Origin of the sequence: Pseudomonas sp. 8 R 14 (assembly GCF_900005955.1) — a bacterium.
Taxonomy (GTDB): Bacteria; Pseudomonadota; Gammaproteobacteria; order Pseudomonadales; family Pseudomonadaceae; genus Aquipseudomonas; species Aquipseudomonas marginalis.
Window position 1 is genome coordinate 177,735 of the sequence record NZ_CVTH01000089.1, and the last position, 16,777, is coordinate 194,511.

Below are 16,777 nucleotides of genomic sequence, written 5' to 3' on the forward strand. Positions count from 1 at the left end.
GATCGGATCCCTGACTTGAAGCGTCCCCTCCTTCTACTAATAAGTCTGGCCTTGAGCTTTGGTGCGAACGCGACAATAACCGAGAGCCACGGTTACACGCAGTTCGGCACGCTCAAGTACCCGGCCAAATTCACCCACTTCGATTGGGTAAACCCTGCAGCGCCGAAAGGCGGGACCTTGCGGGTCATGGCATTTGGCACCTTCGATACCCTCAATCCCTACACGTTCAAGGGTTCAAGCCCGGTTTCCACCCCCAACTTCCTGCAATACGGCGTCAATGAGCTGAATGAGCCGTTGATGGTCGGCACCGGCCAGTACGCGCCGTCCGGCGACGAGCCCACCTCCAGCTACGGGCTGATTGCCCAGTCGGTGGAATACAGCGAGGACCGCAGCTGGGTCGTGTTCAACCTGCGTCCGCAGGCGCGCTTCCACGATGGCAAGCCGATCACGGCCTATGATGTGGCGTTTTCCTATCGCACCCTGCTGACCGAAGGCCACCCCCAATACCGCACCAACCTGCAGGAAGTGGCACGGGTGGACATCCTCAACCGTCACCGCATCCGCTTTGTGTTCAAGCGCGCCGGCAACCCGTTGTTGATCCTGCGCCTGGGTGAGTTGCCGGTATTGCCCCAGCACTATTGGAAAAACCGCGACTTCAAGGCGACCACCTTCGAACCGCCCCTGGGCAGCGGGCCGTACCGCATCAGCAAGGTCACCCCTGGACGCCAGTTGGTGTTCGAACGGGTCAAGGATTACTGGGGCAAGGACTTGCCGGTCAACCAGGGCTTCTATAACTACGACAAGGTCGAGGTGGAGTTCTACCGCGACAGCGACGTGGCCTTCGAAGCGTTCAAGGCCGGCGAGTTCGACATTTATATCGAGCACCAGGCCAAGAACTGGGCCAATGGCTACAACTTCCCGGCGGTGAACCGTGGCGAAGTGATCAAGGCGCAGATCGCCCACCAGATCCCGACCCAAAGCCAGGGCCTGTTCATGAACACCCGGCGCCCGACCTTCAGCCAGACCAAGGTGCGTGAGGCCCTGGGGCTGATGTTCGACTTCGAGTGGACCAACCGCACCCTGTTCAGCAGCGCCTACAAACGCACGCTCAGCTATTACCCCAACAGCGAATTCGCCGCTGCCGGGGTTCCAACCGGCCATGAATGGCTGATGCTCTCCCCCTACCGCGACCAGCTGCCGCCCAACCTGTTTACCCAAGCCTTCAGCCTGCCCCAGACCGATGGGCGCGGCATCCCCCGCGAAACCCTGCGCCGCGCCCTGGCGCTGCTGGGCGAAGCCGGGTGGAAGCTGTCGGGCCAACGCCTGCTCAACAAGGACGGGCAACCGCTGCGCTTCGAGATCCTGCTGGTCAACCCGAACCTGGAGCGCATCCTGCAGCCCTATGTCGAGAACCTGATCAGCATCGGCATCGACGCACGCCTGCGCACCGTCGACCGCGCCCAGTACAAGCAACGCCTGGATCAATTCGATTTCGACATGATCCTGATCACCCTCAACCAGACCTTGAGCCCCGGCCTTGAGCAGTGGCAGTACTTCCACTCCAGCCAGGCGGCGATCAAGGGCAGCAAGAACTATGCGGGCATCGCCAACCCCGTTGTCGATCACCTGCTGGAACAACTGCTGGCGGCGCAGACCCGCGAAGAACAACTGGCCGCCGGCCGCGCCCTGGACCGGGTGCTGCTGTGGCAGCACTACAGCATTCCCAACTGGTACCTCAACTATCATCGCCTGGCGTACCGCAACCGGTTCGCCTTTGTCACCACGCCGCCCTACAGCCTGGGCCTGAGCGCATGGTGGCTGAAAGCTTCGGAGAAAGCCCAATGATGTATTTGCGCAACGTACTGCTCGGCAGCCTGTTGCTGTGCACCACGGCCCACGCCGCCCCGCAACACGCACTGACGCTGTACAACGAGCCGCCGAAATACCCCGCCGACTTCAAGCACTTCGACTACGTCAACCCGGACGCGCCCAAGGGCGGCACCTTCCGCGAGTCGAGCATGGGCGGCTTCGACAGCCTCAACCCGTTTATCAGCAAGGGCGTGCCGGCCGACAACGTCAGCCTGATCTACGACACCCTGGCCATGCAGAGCCTGGACGAACCCATCACCGAATACGGCCTGGTCGCCGGCAAGATCGAAAAAGCCCCGGACAACAGCTGGGTGCGTTTCTACCTGCGGCCCGAAGCGCGCTTCCACGACGGCCACCCGATCCGTGCCGAAGACGTGGTGTTCACCTTCCAGGAATTGATCAAGGAAGGCTCGCCGATCTACCGCACCTACTACGCCGATGTGGATGAAGTGGTCGCCGAAGACCCGCTGCGGGTGCTGTTCAAGTTCAAGCGCACCAACAACCGCGAACTGCCGCTGATCCTCGGGCAACTGCCGGTACTGCCCAAGCATTGGTGGGCCACGCGGGACTTCGCCAAGGGCAACCTGGAGGTGCCCCTGGGCAGCGGGCCGTACAAGGTGGCCGAGGTCAAGGCCGGGCGCATGATCCGCTACGAGCGGGTCAAGGACTACTGGGCCAAGGACCTGCCGATCACCAAGGGTTTCTACAACTTCGACAACCGCATCACCGACTACTACCGCGACAGCACCGTGTCCCTGGAGGCGTTGAAGGCCGGGCAGTTCGACTACTGGCTGGAGTTCAGCGCCAAGAACTGGGCCAACGCCTACAACATTCCGGCCGTGACCGAGGGCCGGCTGATCAAGGAAGAAATCCCCAACGGCAATCCTACCGGCATGCAAGGTTTTGTGTTCAATACGCGCAAGCCGATGTTCCAGGATGTGCGCGTGCGCAAGGCCATCAGCCTGTTGCTGGACTTCGAGTGGAGCAACAAACAGCTGTTCAACGGCGCCTACACCCGCACCCGCAGCTACTTCGAAAACTCCGAAATGGCCGCCACCGGCCTGCCCGGCCCGGATGAGCTGAAGATCCTCGAACCCCTGCGCGACAAGATCCCCGCCGAAGTCTTCACCCAGGCCTTCGAGCCGGCCAAAACCGACGGCAGCGGCATGATCCGTACCCAGCAACGCGAGGCCTACCAATTGCTGCAGGAAGCCGGCTGGCGCATCGTCGACGACAAGATGGTCGACACCACGGGCAAACCGGTGACCATCGAGTTCCTGCTGGCCCAGACCGAGTTCGAGCGCATCCTGCTGCCCTTCAAGCGCAACCTGGCGGACCTGGGCATCGACCTGGTGATCCGCCGGGTGGATGTCTCGCAGTTCGTCAACCGTATCCGCTCGCGGGACTTCGACATGGTGGTGGGCAGCTTCCCGCAATCCACTTCGCCGGGTAACGAACAGCGGGAATTCTGGAAGTCTTCCAGTGCCGACAAACCCGGCAGCCGCAATTACATGGGCCTCAAGGATCCGGCGGTCGACCAGTTGGTGGAAGAACTGATCGACGCCGACTCGCGCAAAAGCCTGATCGCCCATGCCAAGGCCCTGGACCGAGTGCTGCAGTTCGGTTACTACGTGATCCCCAATTGGCACATCAAGACCTTCCGTGTGGCGTACTGGGACCACCTAGGCCATCCGAAAACCCCGCCACGCTATGACGTGGGCACCGCCACCTGGTGGGCAAAACCCAACGTAAAACCTGCCGTCACCCTGGAAACGACTACCGACACCAACGCCGATGCGGCGAGCGGAGGCGATTAAATGCTGGCCTATATTGTTCGCCGCCTGTTGCTGATCATCCCGACGCTGTTCGGGATCCTGCTGATCAACTTCATCATCATCCAGGCCGCCCCCGGTGGCCCGGTGGAACAGATGATCGCCAAGCTCGAAGGCTTTGAAGGTGCCACCAGTCGCATTGCCGGCGGCGGTGCCGAAGTCTCGGTGGCCGGCTCCAGCAGCTACCGTGGCGCCCAGGGCCTGGACCCGGCGCTGATCAAGGAAATCGAAAAAATGTACGGCTTCGACAAGTCGGCGCCGGAACGCTTGTGGATCATGGTCAAGAACTACGCCCGACTGGATTTCGGCGACAGCTTCTTCCGTGACGCCAAGGTCATCGACCTGATCAAGGAAAAGATGCCGGTATCCATCTCCCTGGGGTTATGGAGCACGCTGATCATGTACCTGGTGTCGATCCCCCTGGGGATCGCCAAGGCCACGCGACATGGCAGCCACTTCGATGTGTGGACCAGCTCGGCAATCATCGTCGGCTATGCGATCCCGGCGTTCCTGTTTGCGATCCTGCTGATCGTGGTGTTTGCCGGCGGCAGTTATTTCGACTGGTTCCCCTTGCGCGGGCTCACGTCCAACAACTTCGATGAGTTGAGCTGGGGCGGCAAGGTACTCGACTACTTCTGGCACTTGGCGCTGCCCATCACCGCGCTGGTGATCGGCAACTTCGCGACCATGACCCTGCTGACCAAGAACAGCTTTCTCGATGAGATCAACAAGCAATACGTGATCACCGCCAAGGCCAAGGGCCTGACCAACCACCGCGTGCTCTACGGCCATGTGTTCCGTAACGCGATGCTGCTGGTGATCGCCGGCTTCCCGTCGGCGTTCATCGGGATTTTCTTCACCGGCTCGTTGCTGGTGGAAGTGATCTTCTCCCTCGACGGCCTGGGCCTGATGAGCTTTGAAGCGGCGATCAACCGCGACTACCCGGTGGTGTTCGGCACGCTGTTTATCTTCACCCTGTTGGGGCTGGTGGTGAAACTGATCGGCGACCTCACCTACACCCTGGTCGATCCACGTATCGACTTCGCCAGCCGGGAGCATTGAGATGAATCTATCCCCCCTCAATCGCCGCCGGTTCGAGCGGTTCAAGGCCAACAAGCGTGGCTGGTGGTCGCTGTGGCTGTTCCTGATCCTGTTCGGGCTGAGCCTGGGCGCGGAGCTGATCGCCAACGACAAGCCACTGGCGGTGCACTACGACGGCGGCTGGTATTTCCCGGCGCTCAAGCGCTACCCGGAAACCACCTTCGGCGGCGAATTCCCCCTGGAAGCCAACTACAAGAGCCCGTATATCCAGGAACTGCTCAAGGCCAAGGACGCCTGGACCCTGTGGGCGCCGATCCCGTTCAGCTACCAGAGCATCAACTACGACCTGAAGGTACCGGCCCCCGCGCCGCCTTCGCGCGTCAACCTGCTGGGTACCGATGACCAGGGCCGCGATGTGCTCGCGCGGGTGATCTACGGCTTCCGTGTGTCGGTGCTGTTTGCCCTGACGTTGACGGTGCTCAGTTCGATCATCGGCGTGATCGCCGGCGCCTTGCAGGGTTTCTATGGCGGCTGGGTCGACCTGGCCGGGCAGCGTTTCCTGGAAATCTGGTCGGGCTTGCCGGTGCTGTACCTGCTGATCATCCTCGCCAGCTTCGTGCAGCCGAACTTCTGGTGGCTGCTGGGGATCATGCTGCTGTTTTCCTGGATGAGCCTGGTGGACGTGGTGCGCGCCGAGTTCCTGCGCGGGCGTAACCTCGAATACGTGCGCGCGGCGCGGGCACTGGGGATGCAGAACGGCGCGATCATGTTCCGCCATATCCTGCCCAATGCCATGGTCTCGACCATGACCTTCATGCCATTTATCCTCACTGGCGCCATCGGCACCCTGACCGCCCTGGACTTCCTCGGCTTTGGCCTGCCGGCCGGTTCGCCGTCCCTGGGCGAACTGGTGGCCCAGGGCAAATCCAACCTGCAGGCACCGTGGCTGGGCATGAGCGCGTTTGCCGTGCTGGCGATCATGTTGAGTTTGCTGGTGTTTATCGGCGAGTCCGCTCGCGATGCCTTCGACCCGAGGAAATGAGATGAATCAGGACAATCTGATCGAAATCCGCGACCTCTCCGTCGAGTTCGTCACGGGCGAGCATCACCACCGTGTGGTGAACAACGTCAGCTTCGATATCAAGCGCGGCGAAACCCTGGCCCTGGTCGGCGAAAGCGGCTCAGGCAAATCGGTGACCGCCCACTCGATCCTGCGCCTGCTGCCCTACCCGCTGGCCCGGCATCCGTCCGGCACCATCACCTATTCCGGCCAGGACCTGCTGACCCTGAAGGAAAAGACCCTGCGGCATATTCGCGGCAACCGCATCGCGATGATCTTCCAGGAGCCGATGACGTCGTTGAATCCGCTGCACTGCATCGAGAAGCAGATCAACGAAGTGCTCGGCCTGCACAAGGGCCTGACCGGCAAGGTCGCGACCCGGCGCACCCTGGAGCTGCTGGAACTGGTGGGTATCCCCGAGCCGCACAAACGGCTCAAGGCCCTGCCCCACGAATTGTCCGGCGGCCAGCGCCAGCGGGTGATGATCGCCATGGCCCTGGCCAATGAGCCGGAGTTGTTGATCGCGGATGAGCCGACCACGGCCCTCGACGTCACCGTGCAGTTGAAGATCCTGGAGTTGCTCAAGGAATTGCAGGCACGCCTGGGCATGGCCTTGCTGTTGATCAGCCACGACTTGAACCTGGTGCGGCGTATTGCTCACCGCGTCTGCGTGATGCAGCAAGGCTGCATCGTCGAGCAGGCCGAGTGCGAGACGCTGTTCCAGTCGCCCCGACACCCTTACACCCAGGAATTGCTGGCGGCGGAACCCAGCGGTGGCCCGGCCAGCAACGAAGTCGGCCTGCCGTTGCTGGAAGTCGATGACCTGAAAGTCTGGTTCCCGATCAAGAAGGGCTTCTTGCGCAACACCGTCGATTACGTCAAGGCGGTAGACGGGATCAACTTCAGCCTGCCCCAGGGCCAGACCCTGGGCATCGTCGGCGAAAGCGGCTCGGGCAAATCCACCCTGGGCCTGGCGATCCTGCGCTTGATTGCCAGCAAGGGCGGGATTCGTTTCGAAGGCCAGCAGCTGGACACGCTGACCCAGCAACAGGTGCGCCCGTTGCGCCGGGAAATGCAGGTGGTGTTCCAGGACCCGTTCGGCAGCCTGAGCCCACGCATGTGCGTCAGCGAGATCGTCGGCGAAGGCCTGCGCATCCACAGGATGGGCACAGCTGCCGAGCAGGAAGCGGCGATTATCGCGGCGCTCAAGGAGGTGGGCCTGGACCCTGAATCCCGTCATCGCTACCCCCATGAGTTCTCCGGCGGCCAACGCCAACGCATCGCCATCGCCCGCGCACTGGTGCTCAAGCCGCGCCTGATCCTGCTGGACGAACCGACCTCGGCGCTGGATCGCACCGTGCAACGGCAAGTGGTGGAATTGCTGCGCAGCCTGCAGGCCAAGTACAACCTGACCTACCTGTTTATCAGCCATGACCTGGCGGTGGTGAAGGCGCTGAGTCACCAACTGATGGTGGTCAAGCAGGGGCAGGTGGTGGAGCAAGGCGATGCGCGAGCGATTTTCGCTGATCCGCAGCATGGGTATACGCGTCAACTGCTGGAAGCGGCCTTTCTGGTGCCCTGCCCGGAGCGCTTCTGAGCGATGAGCACGCCCACCTCCTGCGTTGGCGTGCCTCGCCATCGGATCACCGTGGCTGCCTACTCGACCTACAGCAACTCCGGATGGCGCAGGCTATCAAGCCCAGGTAAAAACCCTCGACCATGAAGTTCCGCCCAAGAAACGTTTTCTTGGGCAACCTTGAAACGGAACTTCATTCATGTACGAATTTGCCCCGCTGATTGCCGCTGCGGCGACCGAGCCACTGCCTGCCAGCCCCGTCTTGTTTGCCACCCAGGATGATCTGAAGCTGATCAACAGCCTGGTTGCGCTGCTGTCGCCCGCCTTACCGCACAATTGGACTCTGCTGGGGCCTCCCGCGTTGATCGCGGTCGACCGCAACTCCAGGCTTGGCCAATGGATGGTGCTGTTCGGCAAGGCTATCAACCAGAGCGTGTTCCTGGCATGGGCCGACGCGCGGCACCTGGAGTATCGAAGCATCAAGGTCATGGGAAGCTCCCTGCACGCCAATGTCATTCACGAGGACCAAATGACACCCAGGGCCTTTCATCTTCATGACGACCCAGGCTGGCTGGAAGTGTCCGTGCCGATCCTGGGCATCTCCGAGATCCTTGATCCCAACCAGCTGGGCGTGCCCTATATCGACTTGCCAAACGGCCACAGTACGTTTGAATTGCCACTCGAGTTGACGCTGGCGTTCTACGGCTACACGTTGCCCAAAAACCAGATCCAGGCGCGGATGATTGTCGATGAGCTGCAGGCCTACCATGCCTTTCCAACGATGGGTGACAATGGCCGCGCGCAGTCGGCGACACGCCATGAAATGCACGCACAGCACCTGGATTTGCTGCAACTGGCCGATAACCTCGAGCAATGCATGGCCAGCGCGGCAGCCACGGATGAACCCCATGACAGCTACCTCGCTTACCGCCAGCGCCTCACGCTGAGGTCTGACTCCTTCGTAGCGCACACCTTGAAAGAAGCCGCGCAATTACTGCAGAGCGTGATCAATTCGATCGAGTTCACGCAGACGTTCCCAACTGCGCTGGGTCCCGATGAATACTTTATTTATTCCGGCGAGGATCACTCCCTGCGGGCCTCACCCGCGCAGATCCAGGGGACCAGTATCAGCCTGCGTACACACCTGGGCGGTGCGCCAGTGGCGGGTCGGCTGATTCGCCTGGCGCAATATGCGTCGTTGCTGGGAGAACAGGTGGCCTCCAATAACAGCCTGAGCCTGGCGCAGCTCATGCACTTCTACGCCATCGAGGTCCCCCTCCAGGCCAGCGAGGTGCACGCCCTGATCGCGCGCCTGCGCCAGTCATCCGTGCCTGGGCAGCCGTACTGCAGTGAAGCTGCCCAGGATGCGCAATGGCTCAAGCGCAAACAAAACAGCCTGAGCGCCCTGAATAACTTCAATCGGCTGCAGACAGAGCTGGAGCGAGTCAGCGCTGGCAAACAACCCGATGAAAAGGTTGAGCTCGACGATACGGTCGAGCTGGACACTGACTCGATGTTCTACCAGTTGCTGGAGGAGAGCGCCGAAAAACTGCTGATGATGATCAAGCACAGATCATTTGTCGCCATTTGCGTGAAACGCGGTATCGACGACGAAAAGGCGCTGGTACTGCTGACTGAAGAGGGGTACGTGGGCGCGGACGACAGGGACGGCAGGCGCAGAAACCTCACGGACGATATCGTCTCCAGTCGAGCGCTCAAGCGCTGTCTCACGCCCTTGCAGGAGCTGGCCAAACAATTGGGTGGCGAGCTGCGCAGTGATATGAAGGCCACCCTCAAGCAGTTGATGAAGTTCCTGCGCATGCCCGAAGTGAAGACAGCGGAGCAGGCCCGGCAGGCGGCGCACTACCTGAGGGCCGTCAGGGCTGCGACACCACGGCTGGGCAACTACTGGCAGGGCCTGGGCCAGCCGCAGCCGTCATTGCTGACCTTATCCAGCACACAACGCCGACAGGTATACGAAGCGCAACAGGCGTTTGCACAGGCGCATGGAGCGCCCCTGTTCAAGTGGCTCGGCGAACCTTGTTGGGCGGGCAAGAGCGCCCCCAGGATCCGCGCCGAAGCGGACATGCTGCTGAACCAGATGGTGCAGAGCCAGCGCAGCCAGCTATTGGTCGAGCGCCTGGGCACCCTCGTCATCTGGTCCGATGCGGCACTGCACGGTACAACGCCACAACAGCGTCGACAAACACTGCTGCTCAGCGCGCTGATTCTGAGCCTGGACGAACAGGCCGGCACACAACGCAACCTGGTCGGCGGGCTGGCCATCGATACCGATTACTACTGGGGTGACAACTGTGCACTGGTGCGCAGCAATCTTGAAGCCCTCCTGCGCCAGACGCTGCTGGAGGGTGCCCCATTGGCTGCGCATTTGCTGCTCAGTGGCAGCGCGCCACAATTGCTCGTGCGCAACATCCCCGAAACCTTGCCTTACCTGTGTAACCAGAACTGGGTCGTGTTCAAGCAGTTCGTCGATTTCATCGAGCTGAAAACCCCTGGCGCCAGCCGGTACATGACACTTGAGAACATCATGACCCTGGTCCATAACCCTGCCACGACGCTCAACCGGGAATTCTGGGCGCTGCCTCCTACGGTCGATCCCGTCCTCGACTGGGCGCGTGCCAATGGCGTGGTGGATGCGACGGACACGGACCTGCCCTTTAAAGGCGAGCTCGCCGTGCGCACCTATGAGAAACAGAAGCGCACACTCAACGATGCCTTCGGATCGCTGCACACCCCCTATCCGGATCAGAAGGAGGCGGCATTGAGGTACCTGCGTGAGGTCTATCCGGATAACGCTCACCTGGACAAAACCGTGTTCATGCCGGCGCCCTTCCTTCCGCCCGGTATTCGCTATCCGCAAGTCAGTACCCAGGATATTTCCTTTTCCCTGGCCGAACTGTATCTGGCCGGTGAGTTAAAGCACATTGAACGCTGGAGGGCGATTCAGCCACAGGTACGTGTCAACAGGTTTTCGCCATCCTTGAGAACGCTCAAGGACCACAACGCTGATGAAAACTTCCACGCCGCGCTCGAATCCATCCGTGAGAGCTATATCGTGTGCATTGCCTACCTGCTGGCCTGCCTGCCGCTGCCCAAGCGCGTCAGCCTGGAGCAGGGAAACATCGAACTGTACCTGCTGCGCAAACCGTCCCCCGCTGCCCGGGACACGATGATCACCGCACATTTTGGATGCCTGTTGCGTGTTCGCTACCAGCGGGATCGCTACCTGCTGCAACTGCTTCCCAGGCAGATGCTGGTCACGCAGCTGGCCAGCCCGCCATCCGGTTTGCTGAATGACCCGGTCGCCCCAGACCCTGTTCAGTTGCAGATCGATTGGAGCGCTTATCTCACCGGTTCCGAACCCGTGGCGGGCGCCAGTTCGCAGGTCCTGCTCCATCCCCTGGACGCCACCCTCATAACGGATACCCAGGGTGACCCCGCCCCCATACCGAAGTCCTGGCAATCGGCACGACTCGAAGCGATTGCCAGGATGGTCGTTGACCAGTGCCTGCTCAGTAACCACCGGGATCTGAGTGAGTCCACGCAGAACCTCAACAATGTGGAAAAGGTCCTGCTGATCAACAACCGCCGAAACGAGCGTTTGCACAATCTGAAACCCTATTAAGCCATCGGCTACCCAAACGCCAGGGTCTGTGCAACGATCCGTTTCTGATCTTGACTGCCCTGGAGTCGCGCCCATGACACCGCCCGCCCCTTTCCCCGCCGCACCGCGCTTCTGGCGCGACGAGCGCCTGCCGTTCATCGAAGCGCGCACCATCGCCGACGGGCGCAAGGTCACTTACACCCGTCACGCCCATGAGCACTTCTCCATCGGCGCGATCACCACCGGGCGCAGCTATTACCATTACGGCGCCGATACATTCCAGATCAGCGCCGGCACCGTCGTATTGATGAACCCCGGCGATGTGCATGCCTGCAACCCTATCCACGACCAGCCCTGGTCCTATCATATGCTGTACCTCGACACGCCCTGGCTGACCGAGCTGCAGTACCAATTGGGCTTCAGCACCGACCAGGGTTATCGCCCGTTCAATACGCCGCATACCCGTGACCCGCTGCTGTACGGCGGCTTGCTGGCGTTGTACCGGATGCTGGTGAACGAGCAGGCCGAATTGCTGCAAAAGCAGAGCGCACTGGTGAGTTACTTCAGCGAAGTCCAGCAGCGCCTGAACCCTTCACCCACACCGATGCGCGAGGTCAACCACAAGCTGGAGCGGGCCGCCGAGTACATCCGTGCGCACTGCACCGAGGCGTTGAAACTCGAAGACATCTGCCTGGCGGCCGAACTGTCGCCGTCGTACCTGATCCGCGCCTTCAAGCAGTACTACGGGCTGACGCCCCACGCGTTCCTGGTCAACCAGCGCATCCAGTTTGCCCGCACCCAGCTGCGCAAGGGCGAGTTGATCGCCGACGTAGCGCTCGCCGCCGGTTTTGCAGACCAGGCGCACTTCCAGCGCACCTTCAAGCAGCATTTCGCCGCCACCCCCGGGCAATACCGCGAGGTGCTCAAGCCATCAGCAAATAACCCACACTGGCCACCAGCAACGCGGCCATCGAGCGGTTGAACAGGCGCACGCCGTGGGGATTGTCCAGGTAACGGCGTAGAAAGGTCCCGGCATAGGCCCAGCACGCCACCGACAGGTAGCAGATCACCAGGTAGAGACTGGCAAACAGCCAGACTTGCCGCCCATCCCCGTCGGCCACAAACAGGCCCATGCCCGCCACACAGGCCAGCCAGGCCTTGGGGTTGAGCCATTGCATGATCGCGCCGTAGAGCATGGATGGCGCTGTCGCGCTGCCATCCGCGTCGAGCTGGCCGTCGTCCACCGCCAGTTTCCAGGCCATGTACAGCAGGAACGCCACCCCACCCCACTGGATCAACTGGGTCAGGATGGGCCAGCGCACCAGCACCTCGTGCAAACCCAGGCCGATCAGCACCAACAGCAAGGTAAAGCCAACGGCAGCGCCGAACACATGCTTCTGGCTGGCGACAAAACCGAAGCGCGCGCCTGAACTCAGGGCGACCACGTTGACCGGTCCCGGCGTGATGGACGTGGCCAGGGCAAAGGCGGCCATGGAAATGATCAAGCTCATTGCGGTTCCCTTTTTATGATGAGGCGTAAACAGGGTTCCACGGTATAAGGCCGGGTCAAATCGGTATTGAACAAAATCACCCTGGGGCGTGGATCACACAGTCTTCGACGCCACACACCCGCCCATCCTCAGCCAGGATCTCGACCTAGTGCAGTGGCTTGGGCAGGTGTGTGGATGCCGGCGTTCAACGCTGCGTGGGAATGCGGATTTCGCCATCACGGCATTGGGTTTTCACACTGCGTGGGCAACCGGCGAAGGCCAGGTCCTTGGTCAGGCACACACGCACCTCCGACAGCACCTTGCCTTTGCAGATCACCGCCAGCCCATGGGTGCCCATGCGCGGGTTACTTTCGCGAAACAGCGCCTCGATTTCGCGGGCAGGCAATGACGGCGGTGTGTTGAACGGTTGCAGTTGCGCAGGGATGGCAACCACGCCCAGCGCCGCATCGGTTTTCTCCAGGTATGCCAAGGGTTCCAGCCCGCTGCAGGTGCCGTGCTTGGCCCATTCGTGGGTGAGCAGCGAGCGCGTCGGGAACAGCGCCGCGCCTTTGTCCATCTCTTCGCGGCTCAAGCGCGATTGCGTCGCACAGGTCGCCGGCCACCCTCCCCGCGCGTATTGCGGCCACAAGCCGTGCAGCACAAAACCGTAGCCCTTGCCCGAACACTGCTCGTTGTCCGGATGCGTCAGGCAGAAGGTCGGCGACCATGACAGCGACAACACATAAAAATCAAATTCCCCAGGCGTCCCTTGGCTACGCGGGGCCGCCATCGCCGTTGTGGCAAGTGCCAGCCACAGGACCATCCAGTATTTCATTCAGCTATTCCTTGGAAAATCATCCCGGCAGATTGGGATTACGTTGCAGGACCTTGTCCAGGATCCGATCGGTCTTCAACGCCTCGATGGCCAGCGACGGATGCTCGGCTTCGCCGCGAATATGCGCGTTCATGGCCAATACGTGGTGCCATTGGATATGCGTGTGGCATGGCACTTCCAGCACCTCGCTGGTCTCGCCCTCCAGGTGCAGCGGCTGGTCTTCGAAGACCGAGAACTGGATGCGCCCACGGCTACCGATCAATTCGACCCGGTCCTCACGGCGGTCGGCGACGAAGTTCCAGCAGCCCATGCCCAGCGCGCCCGAGCTGAAGGTCCAGCAGGCCGTCACGGCGTCCTCGGCGGCATAGCTTCCGGCCTGTCGTGCAGTAAAGCCCGCCACTTCGACAATATCCCCGGCCAGGTACTGGAACAGGTCGAAACCGTGGCTGGCCAGGTCGGCAAAGTAGCCGCCACCGGCAATGGCCGGGTCGGTGCGCCAGTTGGCGGCGCTGGCGTCCTCGGCGGCCGGCGGCTTGCACAGGGTCCAGGTCAGCTGGCGTAACGTGCCGATGCGCCCGTCCTGCAGCCACGCGCGCACTTGCTGGAAGCGTGGCAGCGAGCGCCGGTAGTAGGAAACAAACAGGTGCAGCCCGGCGCGCTCGAAGGTGCGCTGCATCAGCGCGCTCTGTTCGGCGTTCAGCGCCATCGGCTTCTCGACACAGCAATGCTTGCCGGCCGCCGCCACCATCAGGCTGTATTCCAGGTGGCTGTCGGGCGGCGTGGCGATGTACACGGCGTCCACTTCGGGATCGTTGATCAGTGCCTGGGCGTCGGTGTAGTAACGGGCAATCCCATGTCGCGATGCATAATCGCGCACGGCCTCCTCGCGCCGCCCCATCACGGCCACCAGCGCCGAACCTGGCGCTTTGTAGAAAGCGGGTCCACTCTTCAATTCAGTGACACTGCCACACCCGATCATGCCCCAACGTACGCTGCTCATCTGTTTTCCTCGTCCGTTTTCATCAATCAGGCAGTATCCACATCCCCACGCCGACACGCCATAACCACTTAGCATGACAATTGCATTACACTTTTATGACATTCATCCCGCTGCGGGGGCACAGACGATGAAAATACGCGCAACGGTCATTTGCGAACACGAGGGGCATATCCTCTTCGTGCGCAAGGCCAGGTCAAAATGGGCCTTGCCGGGCGGCAAGGTGGAACGGGACGAGCGCCCGGTCGGTGCGGCCGAACGGGAGCTGGAAGAAGAAACCGGATTGAACGTGGACGGGCTGCTGTACTTGCAGGAGCTGAAGGCCCACGACACCGTGCACCATGTATTTGAAGCCTCGGTGGTGAATATCGCGGATGCGCGGCCGCTGAACGAGATCGTCGACTGCCAGTGGCACGCCTATGGCGCCGTGGACCAACTGGACACCACCGACGCCACGCGGCACATCGTCAAAGCCTTTCTCCGGCGTCTGTAATACAGCGCCCAACCTGTTATCCAGCCCCCTTCGTTAGACCAGGCCATTTGCTCTCTGCCGTTCGACAAAGGATCTGTCGACCGCGGCAGCCGCTGTGTGTGTCAAAGGCACCCACATGGCCTGGTGAAGGGCGGCAGGCGGAGGTATCAGTGGCGAGGGCGCTTCCCCTCACCGCTGGGGGCAAGACTCAAAAACTGATCTGGGACGGGCCATTTCCTGCTGCCGATTCTTCTCCCGGGCGTTTCACCCGCGTTTGCTCTGCCATGTCCTCCGGCTGTGCGCCGCCGAAATCGGTGATTGCATCCAAAGAGTTAGGTTGAGCAGCAGCCTGCGCGGGACGTACGTTAGAGCTTTCGATCATCGTTCTTTACCTTGTTGCTCTACCCAACGGAATGTCAGGTTTCTCTGAGCTCTACCTTCGTGGCACTTTGAGATTTCCAGTTCCATCAGCCTGCTCACGACCGAGGTTCTTTGCCTGCCAACTTTGCTTGGGCCTTTGCCTGCCCGCGCCTGTACAAGGCCTCCACCAGCTGCTGCCGTTCATCCTGGGGCAAGGTATTGGCGAACTGCGCCAGGGTACCGTCCACCAACGCCCGCAGCGCCATATCGGCCTCCCGTGCCTTGGCCAGTTCCGCTACCAACGCCTCACGATCCAGGCTCGGCGCTTCCAATTGCTTGATCACCCCCAGCCGCGCCTCACGCCCTGCCATGATCAGCGGCTGGCTGTCGTCGCGATTGCGGCGCAGCAGTTGGCGCAGTTCCCTGCGCCGCTCCGGCGGCAACTTGACCATCGCCTGGCGCAGGCCATGCTGGTTGACCACCGCTTCGGCGGGCCGGGCGTTGGCCATCCAATGGTAGAGACCGCCGCCCACCCCACCGATCAAAAATACGTTGAGCAGGATCGAGGCAAACAACCACGGCTTCAGGGATCTGGTGGTCATTGTTCGGTTTCCTCGGCATTGACGCTGAAGACGACTTCCGCGTCGCCCTGATCAAAGACACTGGGCAGCACGTCGGAGGACAACATCGGCAGCGGCACGCTCATGGACGCCACCAGCATCCCGGTGACGATGCCGGCAATGCCCGCACCGACAAGGCCGGCGGGCGATAACCAGTTGGCATAGCGTGACCAGAATGAGCGTGGGGCGGATTGGCGTATCTGCCGGACCAACGCCGGGTCGGGGAACGCCAGGTGATGGCTGTCCAACTGGCTGTCAAGCCAACGCGCCTGCTGCAAGGCTACACGGGCAAGGACGTTGCCGTTGTCGAGCAGCGCCTGGGCCGTTGCCCGTTCTGCCGCGGGCCAGCGACGCAGGTCCGCCCCATAGACGTCGGCCAGGTACACAAAGCGTTCGGGTGTCATGATTTTCCCCTTCCTGGGCGGGCAAGCCCGGGTGTATCGGCAAGTTGGCTGCGCAACTGGCGTCGGGCCCGCGACAGCAGGCTCTCCAGTGCCTCGACGCTGATATTCATCAGGGCCGCGGCGTCGATGTTCGACAGCTCCTGGTAGTACTGCAACACGATGGCTTCGCGCTGGCGTTCGGGCAAGGCCGCCAACGCGGCGGCCATGCGTGTACTGCGGTCCTGGGTCTCCAGTTGCTCTTCAGGCGATGGCGAGCTGTCTGCCACCTCCACCGCCGCCTCATCGCTCAGCGGGCGCTCCTTGCGCCGCCGCAAGCGGTCGTGGCACAGGTTCAGCGCGACCCGGTGCAGCCAGGTGTCGAAACGCGCCTCGCCACTGCGCCAGTGGGCGGCCTGGCGCCAGATGCGCAGGAAGCTTTCCTGGGCCACGTCCTTGGCCTCGTCGGCGTCCCCCAGGATCCGACTGGCGAGCGCCAGCAAACGCGGGAGCTTGCGCGTCACCATTTCATTGACGGCGGCAGGTTCGTTATTGCCGATACGCGCCAGCAGCTCAACGTCCGGATCAGTGTCTTTCAATCGGGCAGTTCTCAGGGCCAA

The 16,777-nt window shown here is 61.7% G+C and carries 15 protein-coding genes; 8 read left to right on the forward strand and 7 right to left on the reverse strand.

Translation table 11 applies throughout. The features are described 5' to 3' along the window. The first annotated feature begins 15 nt into the window (after positions 1 to 15). The 7 genes from BFQ01_RS28570 (at position 16) to BFQ01_RS28600 (ending at position 11,985) form a co-directional block, all read left to right on the forward strand. Complete coding sequence (locus BFQ01_RS28570; protein WP_065927918.1) at positions 16 to 1,845, forward strand: extracellular solute-binding protein; 1,830 nt, start codon at positions 16 to 18, stop codon at positions 1,843 to 1,845. Next, the gene (locus BFQ01_RS28575) at positions 1,842 to 3,686 is read left to right on the forward strand and encodes an extracellular solute-binding protein (protein WP_065927919.1); all 1,845 of its coding nucleotides are present in this window, start codon (positions 1,842 to 1,844) and stop codon (positions 3,684 to 3,686) included. Before BFQ01_RS28570 ends, BFQ01_RS28575 begins: the two co-directional genes overlap by 4 nt. Beyond that, on the forward strand, positions 3,687 to 4,763 hold the full coding sequence (locus BFQ01_RS28580; protein WP_027606500.1) for a microcin C ABC transporter permease YejB: 1,077 nt from the start codon (positions 3,687 to 3,689) through the stop codon (positions 4,761 to 4,763). 1 nt (position 4,764) lies between these two features. Continuing rightward, a complete protein-coding gene (locus tag BFQ01_RS28585; RefSeq protein ID WP_065927920.1) occupies positions 4,765 to 5,784 on the forward strand; it encodes an ABC transporter permease in 1,020 nt (339 codons plus the stop codon). 1 nt (position 5,785) lies between these two features. Further along, the gene (locus tag BFQ01_RS28590) at positions 5,786 to 7,399 is read left to right on the forward strand and encodes an ABC transporter ATP-binding protein (RefSeq protein ID WP_065927921.1); all 1,614 of its coding nucleotides are present in this window, start codon (positions 5,786 to 5,788) and stop codon (positions 7,397 to 7,399) included. A gap of 178 nt (positions 7,400 to 7,577) precedes the next feature. Next, the gene (locus BFQ01_RS28595; protein ID WP_065927922.1) at positions 7,578 to 11,024 is read left to right on the forward strand and encodes a hypothetical protein; all 3,447 of its coding nucleotides are present in this window, start codon (positions 7,578 to 7,580) and stop codon (positions 11,022 to 11,024) included. A gap of 73 nt (positions 11,025 to 11,097) precedes the next feature. Further along, the gene (locus tag BFQ01_RS28600; RefSeq protein WP_065927923.1) at positions 11,098 to 11,985 is read left to right on the forward strand and encodes an AraC family transcriptional regulator; all 888 of its coding nucleotides are present in this window, start codon (positions 11,098 to 11,100) and stop codon (positions 11,983 to 11,985) included. Here the strand turns inward: BFQ01_RS28600 and BFQ01_RS28605 are convergent. From BFQ01_RS28605 to BFQ01_RS28615, 3 genes are all read right to left on the reverse strand, one after another. Continuing rightward, positions 11,927 to 12,514, reverse strand: a complete 588-nt coding sequence (locus tag BFQ01_RS28605) for a LysE family translocator (protein ID WP_065927924.1) — start codon at positions 12,512 to 12,514, stop codon at positions 11,927 to 11,929. The genes BFQ01_RS28600 and BFQ01_RS28605 overlap by 59 nt on opposite strands. Before the next feature lie 184 nt (positions 12,515 to 12,698). Next, the gene (locus BFQ01_RS28610; protein WP_065927925.1) at positions 12,699 to 13,328 is read right to left on the reverse strand and encodes a ribonuclease T2 family protein; all 630 of its coding nucleotides are present in this window, start codon (positions 13,326 to 13,328) and stop codon (positions 12,699 to 12,701) included. A 19-nt stretch (positions 13,329 to 13,347) separates the two neighbouring features. After that, the gene (locus tag BFQ01_RS28615; RefSeq protein ID WP_065927926.1) at positions 13,348 to 14,328 is read right to left on the reverse strand and encodes a Gfo/Idh/MocA family protein; all 981 of its coding nucleotides are present in this window, start codon (positions 14,326 to 14,328) and stop codon (positions 13,348 to 13,350) included. 127 nt (positions 14,329 to 14,455) lie between these two features. Between BFQ01_RS28615 and BFQ01_RS28620 the strand changes: the two genes are divergently transcribed. Then, positions 14,456 to 14,818: an NUDIX hydrolase gene (locus tag BFQ01_RS28620; RefSeq protein WP_065927927.1), complete on the forward strand. Its 363-nt coding sequence runs from the start codon at positions 14,456 to 14,458 to the stop codon at positions 14,816 to 14,818. Positions 14,819 to 15,005: 187 nt separating this feature from the next. On the opposite strand, the gene BFQ01_RS32675 is transcribed toward BFQ01_RS28620, so the two are convergent. The 4 genes from BFQ01_RS32675 to BFQ01_RS28635 all read right to left on the reverse strand — a co-directional run bounded on the left by BFQ01_RS32675 (position 15,006) and on the right by BFQ01_RS28635 (position 16,756). Further along, positions 15,006 to 15,179 (reverse strand): hypothetical protein, encoded by a 174-nt coding sequence (locus tag BFQ01_RS32675; protein WP_159440245.1) that lies wholly within the window; start codon positions 15,177 to 15,179, stop codon positions 15,006 to 15,008. Positions 15,180 to 15,273: 94 nt separating this feature from the next. Next, positions 15,274 to 15,759 carry a periplasmic heavy metal sensor gene (locus BFQ01_RS28625; RefSeq protein ID WP_065927928.1) on the reverse strand — a complete coding sequence of 162 codons (486 nt, stop codon included), beginning with the start codon at positions 15,757 to 15,759 and terminating at the stop codon, positions 15,274 to 15,276. Further along, positions 15,756 to 16,181: a hypothetical protein gene (locus BFQ01_RS28630; protein ID WP_065927929.1), complete on the reverse strand. Its 426-nt coding sequence runs from the start codon at positions 16,179 to 16,181 to the stop codon at positions 15,756 to 15,758. Before BFQ01_RS28630 ends, BFQ01_RS28625 begins: the two co-directional genes overlap by 4 nt. Further along, positions 16,178 to 16,756 (reverse strand): RNA polymerase sigma factor, encoded by a 579-nt coding sequence (locus BFQ01_RS28635; RefSeq protein WP_065927930.1) that lies wholly within the window; start codon positions 16,754 to 16,756, stop codon positions 16,178 to 16,180. Before BFQ01_RS28635 ends, BFQ01_RS28630 begins: the two co-directional genes overlap by 4 nt. Between the last annotated feature and the right edge of the window lie 21 nt (positions 16,757 to 16,777).

Coding starts and splice junctions, on each gene's coding strand:
- BFQ01_RS28575 (WP_065927919.1), top strand. CDS start 1,842: ATGATGTATTTGCGCAACGTACTGCTCGGCAGCCTGTTGCTGTGCACC.
- BFQ01_RS28580 (WP_027606500.1), top strand. CDS start 3,687: ATGCTGGCCTATATTGTTCGCCGCCTGTTGCTGATCATCCCGACGCTG.
- BFQ01_RS28585 (WP_065927920.1), top strand. CDS start 4,765: ATGAATCTATCCCCCCTCAATCGCCGCCGGTTCGAGCGGTTCAAGGCC.
- BFQ01_RS28590 (WP_065927921.1), top strand. CDS start 5,786: ATGAATCAGGACAATCTGATCGAAATCCGCGACCTCTCCGTCGAGTTC.
- BFQ01_RS28595 (WP_065927922.1), top strand. CDS start 7,578: ATGTACGAATTTGCCCCGCTGATTGCCGCTGCGGCGACCGAGCCACTG.
- BFQ01_RS28600 (WP_065927923.1), top strand. CDS start 11,098: ATGACACCGCCCGCCCCTTTCCCCGCCGCACCGCGCTTCTGGCGCGAC.
- BFQ01_RS28605 (WP_065927924.1), bottom strand. CDS start 12,514: ATGAGCTTGATCATTTCCATGGCCGCCTTTGCCCTGGCCACGTCCATC.
- BFQ01_RS28610 (WP_065927925.1), bottom strand. CDS start 13,328: ATGAAATACTGGATGGTCCTGTGGCTGGCACTTGCCACAACGGCGATG.
- BFQ01_RS28615 (WP_065927926.1), bottom strand. CDS start 14,328: ATGAGCAGCGTACGTTGGGGCATGATCGGGTGTGGCAGTGTCACTGAA.
- BFQ01_RS28620 (WP_065927927.1), top strand. CDS start 14,456: ATGAAAATACGCGCAACGGTCATTTGCGAACACGAGGGGCATATCCTC.
- BFQ01_RS32675 (WP_159440245.1), bottom strand. CDS start 15,179: ATGATCGAAAGCTCTAACGTACGTCCCGCGCAGGCTGCTGCTCAACCT.
- BFQ01_RS28625 (WP_065927928.1), bottom strand. CDS start 15,759: ATGACCACCAGATCCCTGAAGCCGTGGTTGTTTGCCTCGATCCTGCTC.
- BFQ01_RS28630 (WP_065927929.1), bottom strand. CDS start 16,181: ATGACACCCGAACGCTTTGTGTACCTGGCCGACGTCTATGGGGCGGAC.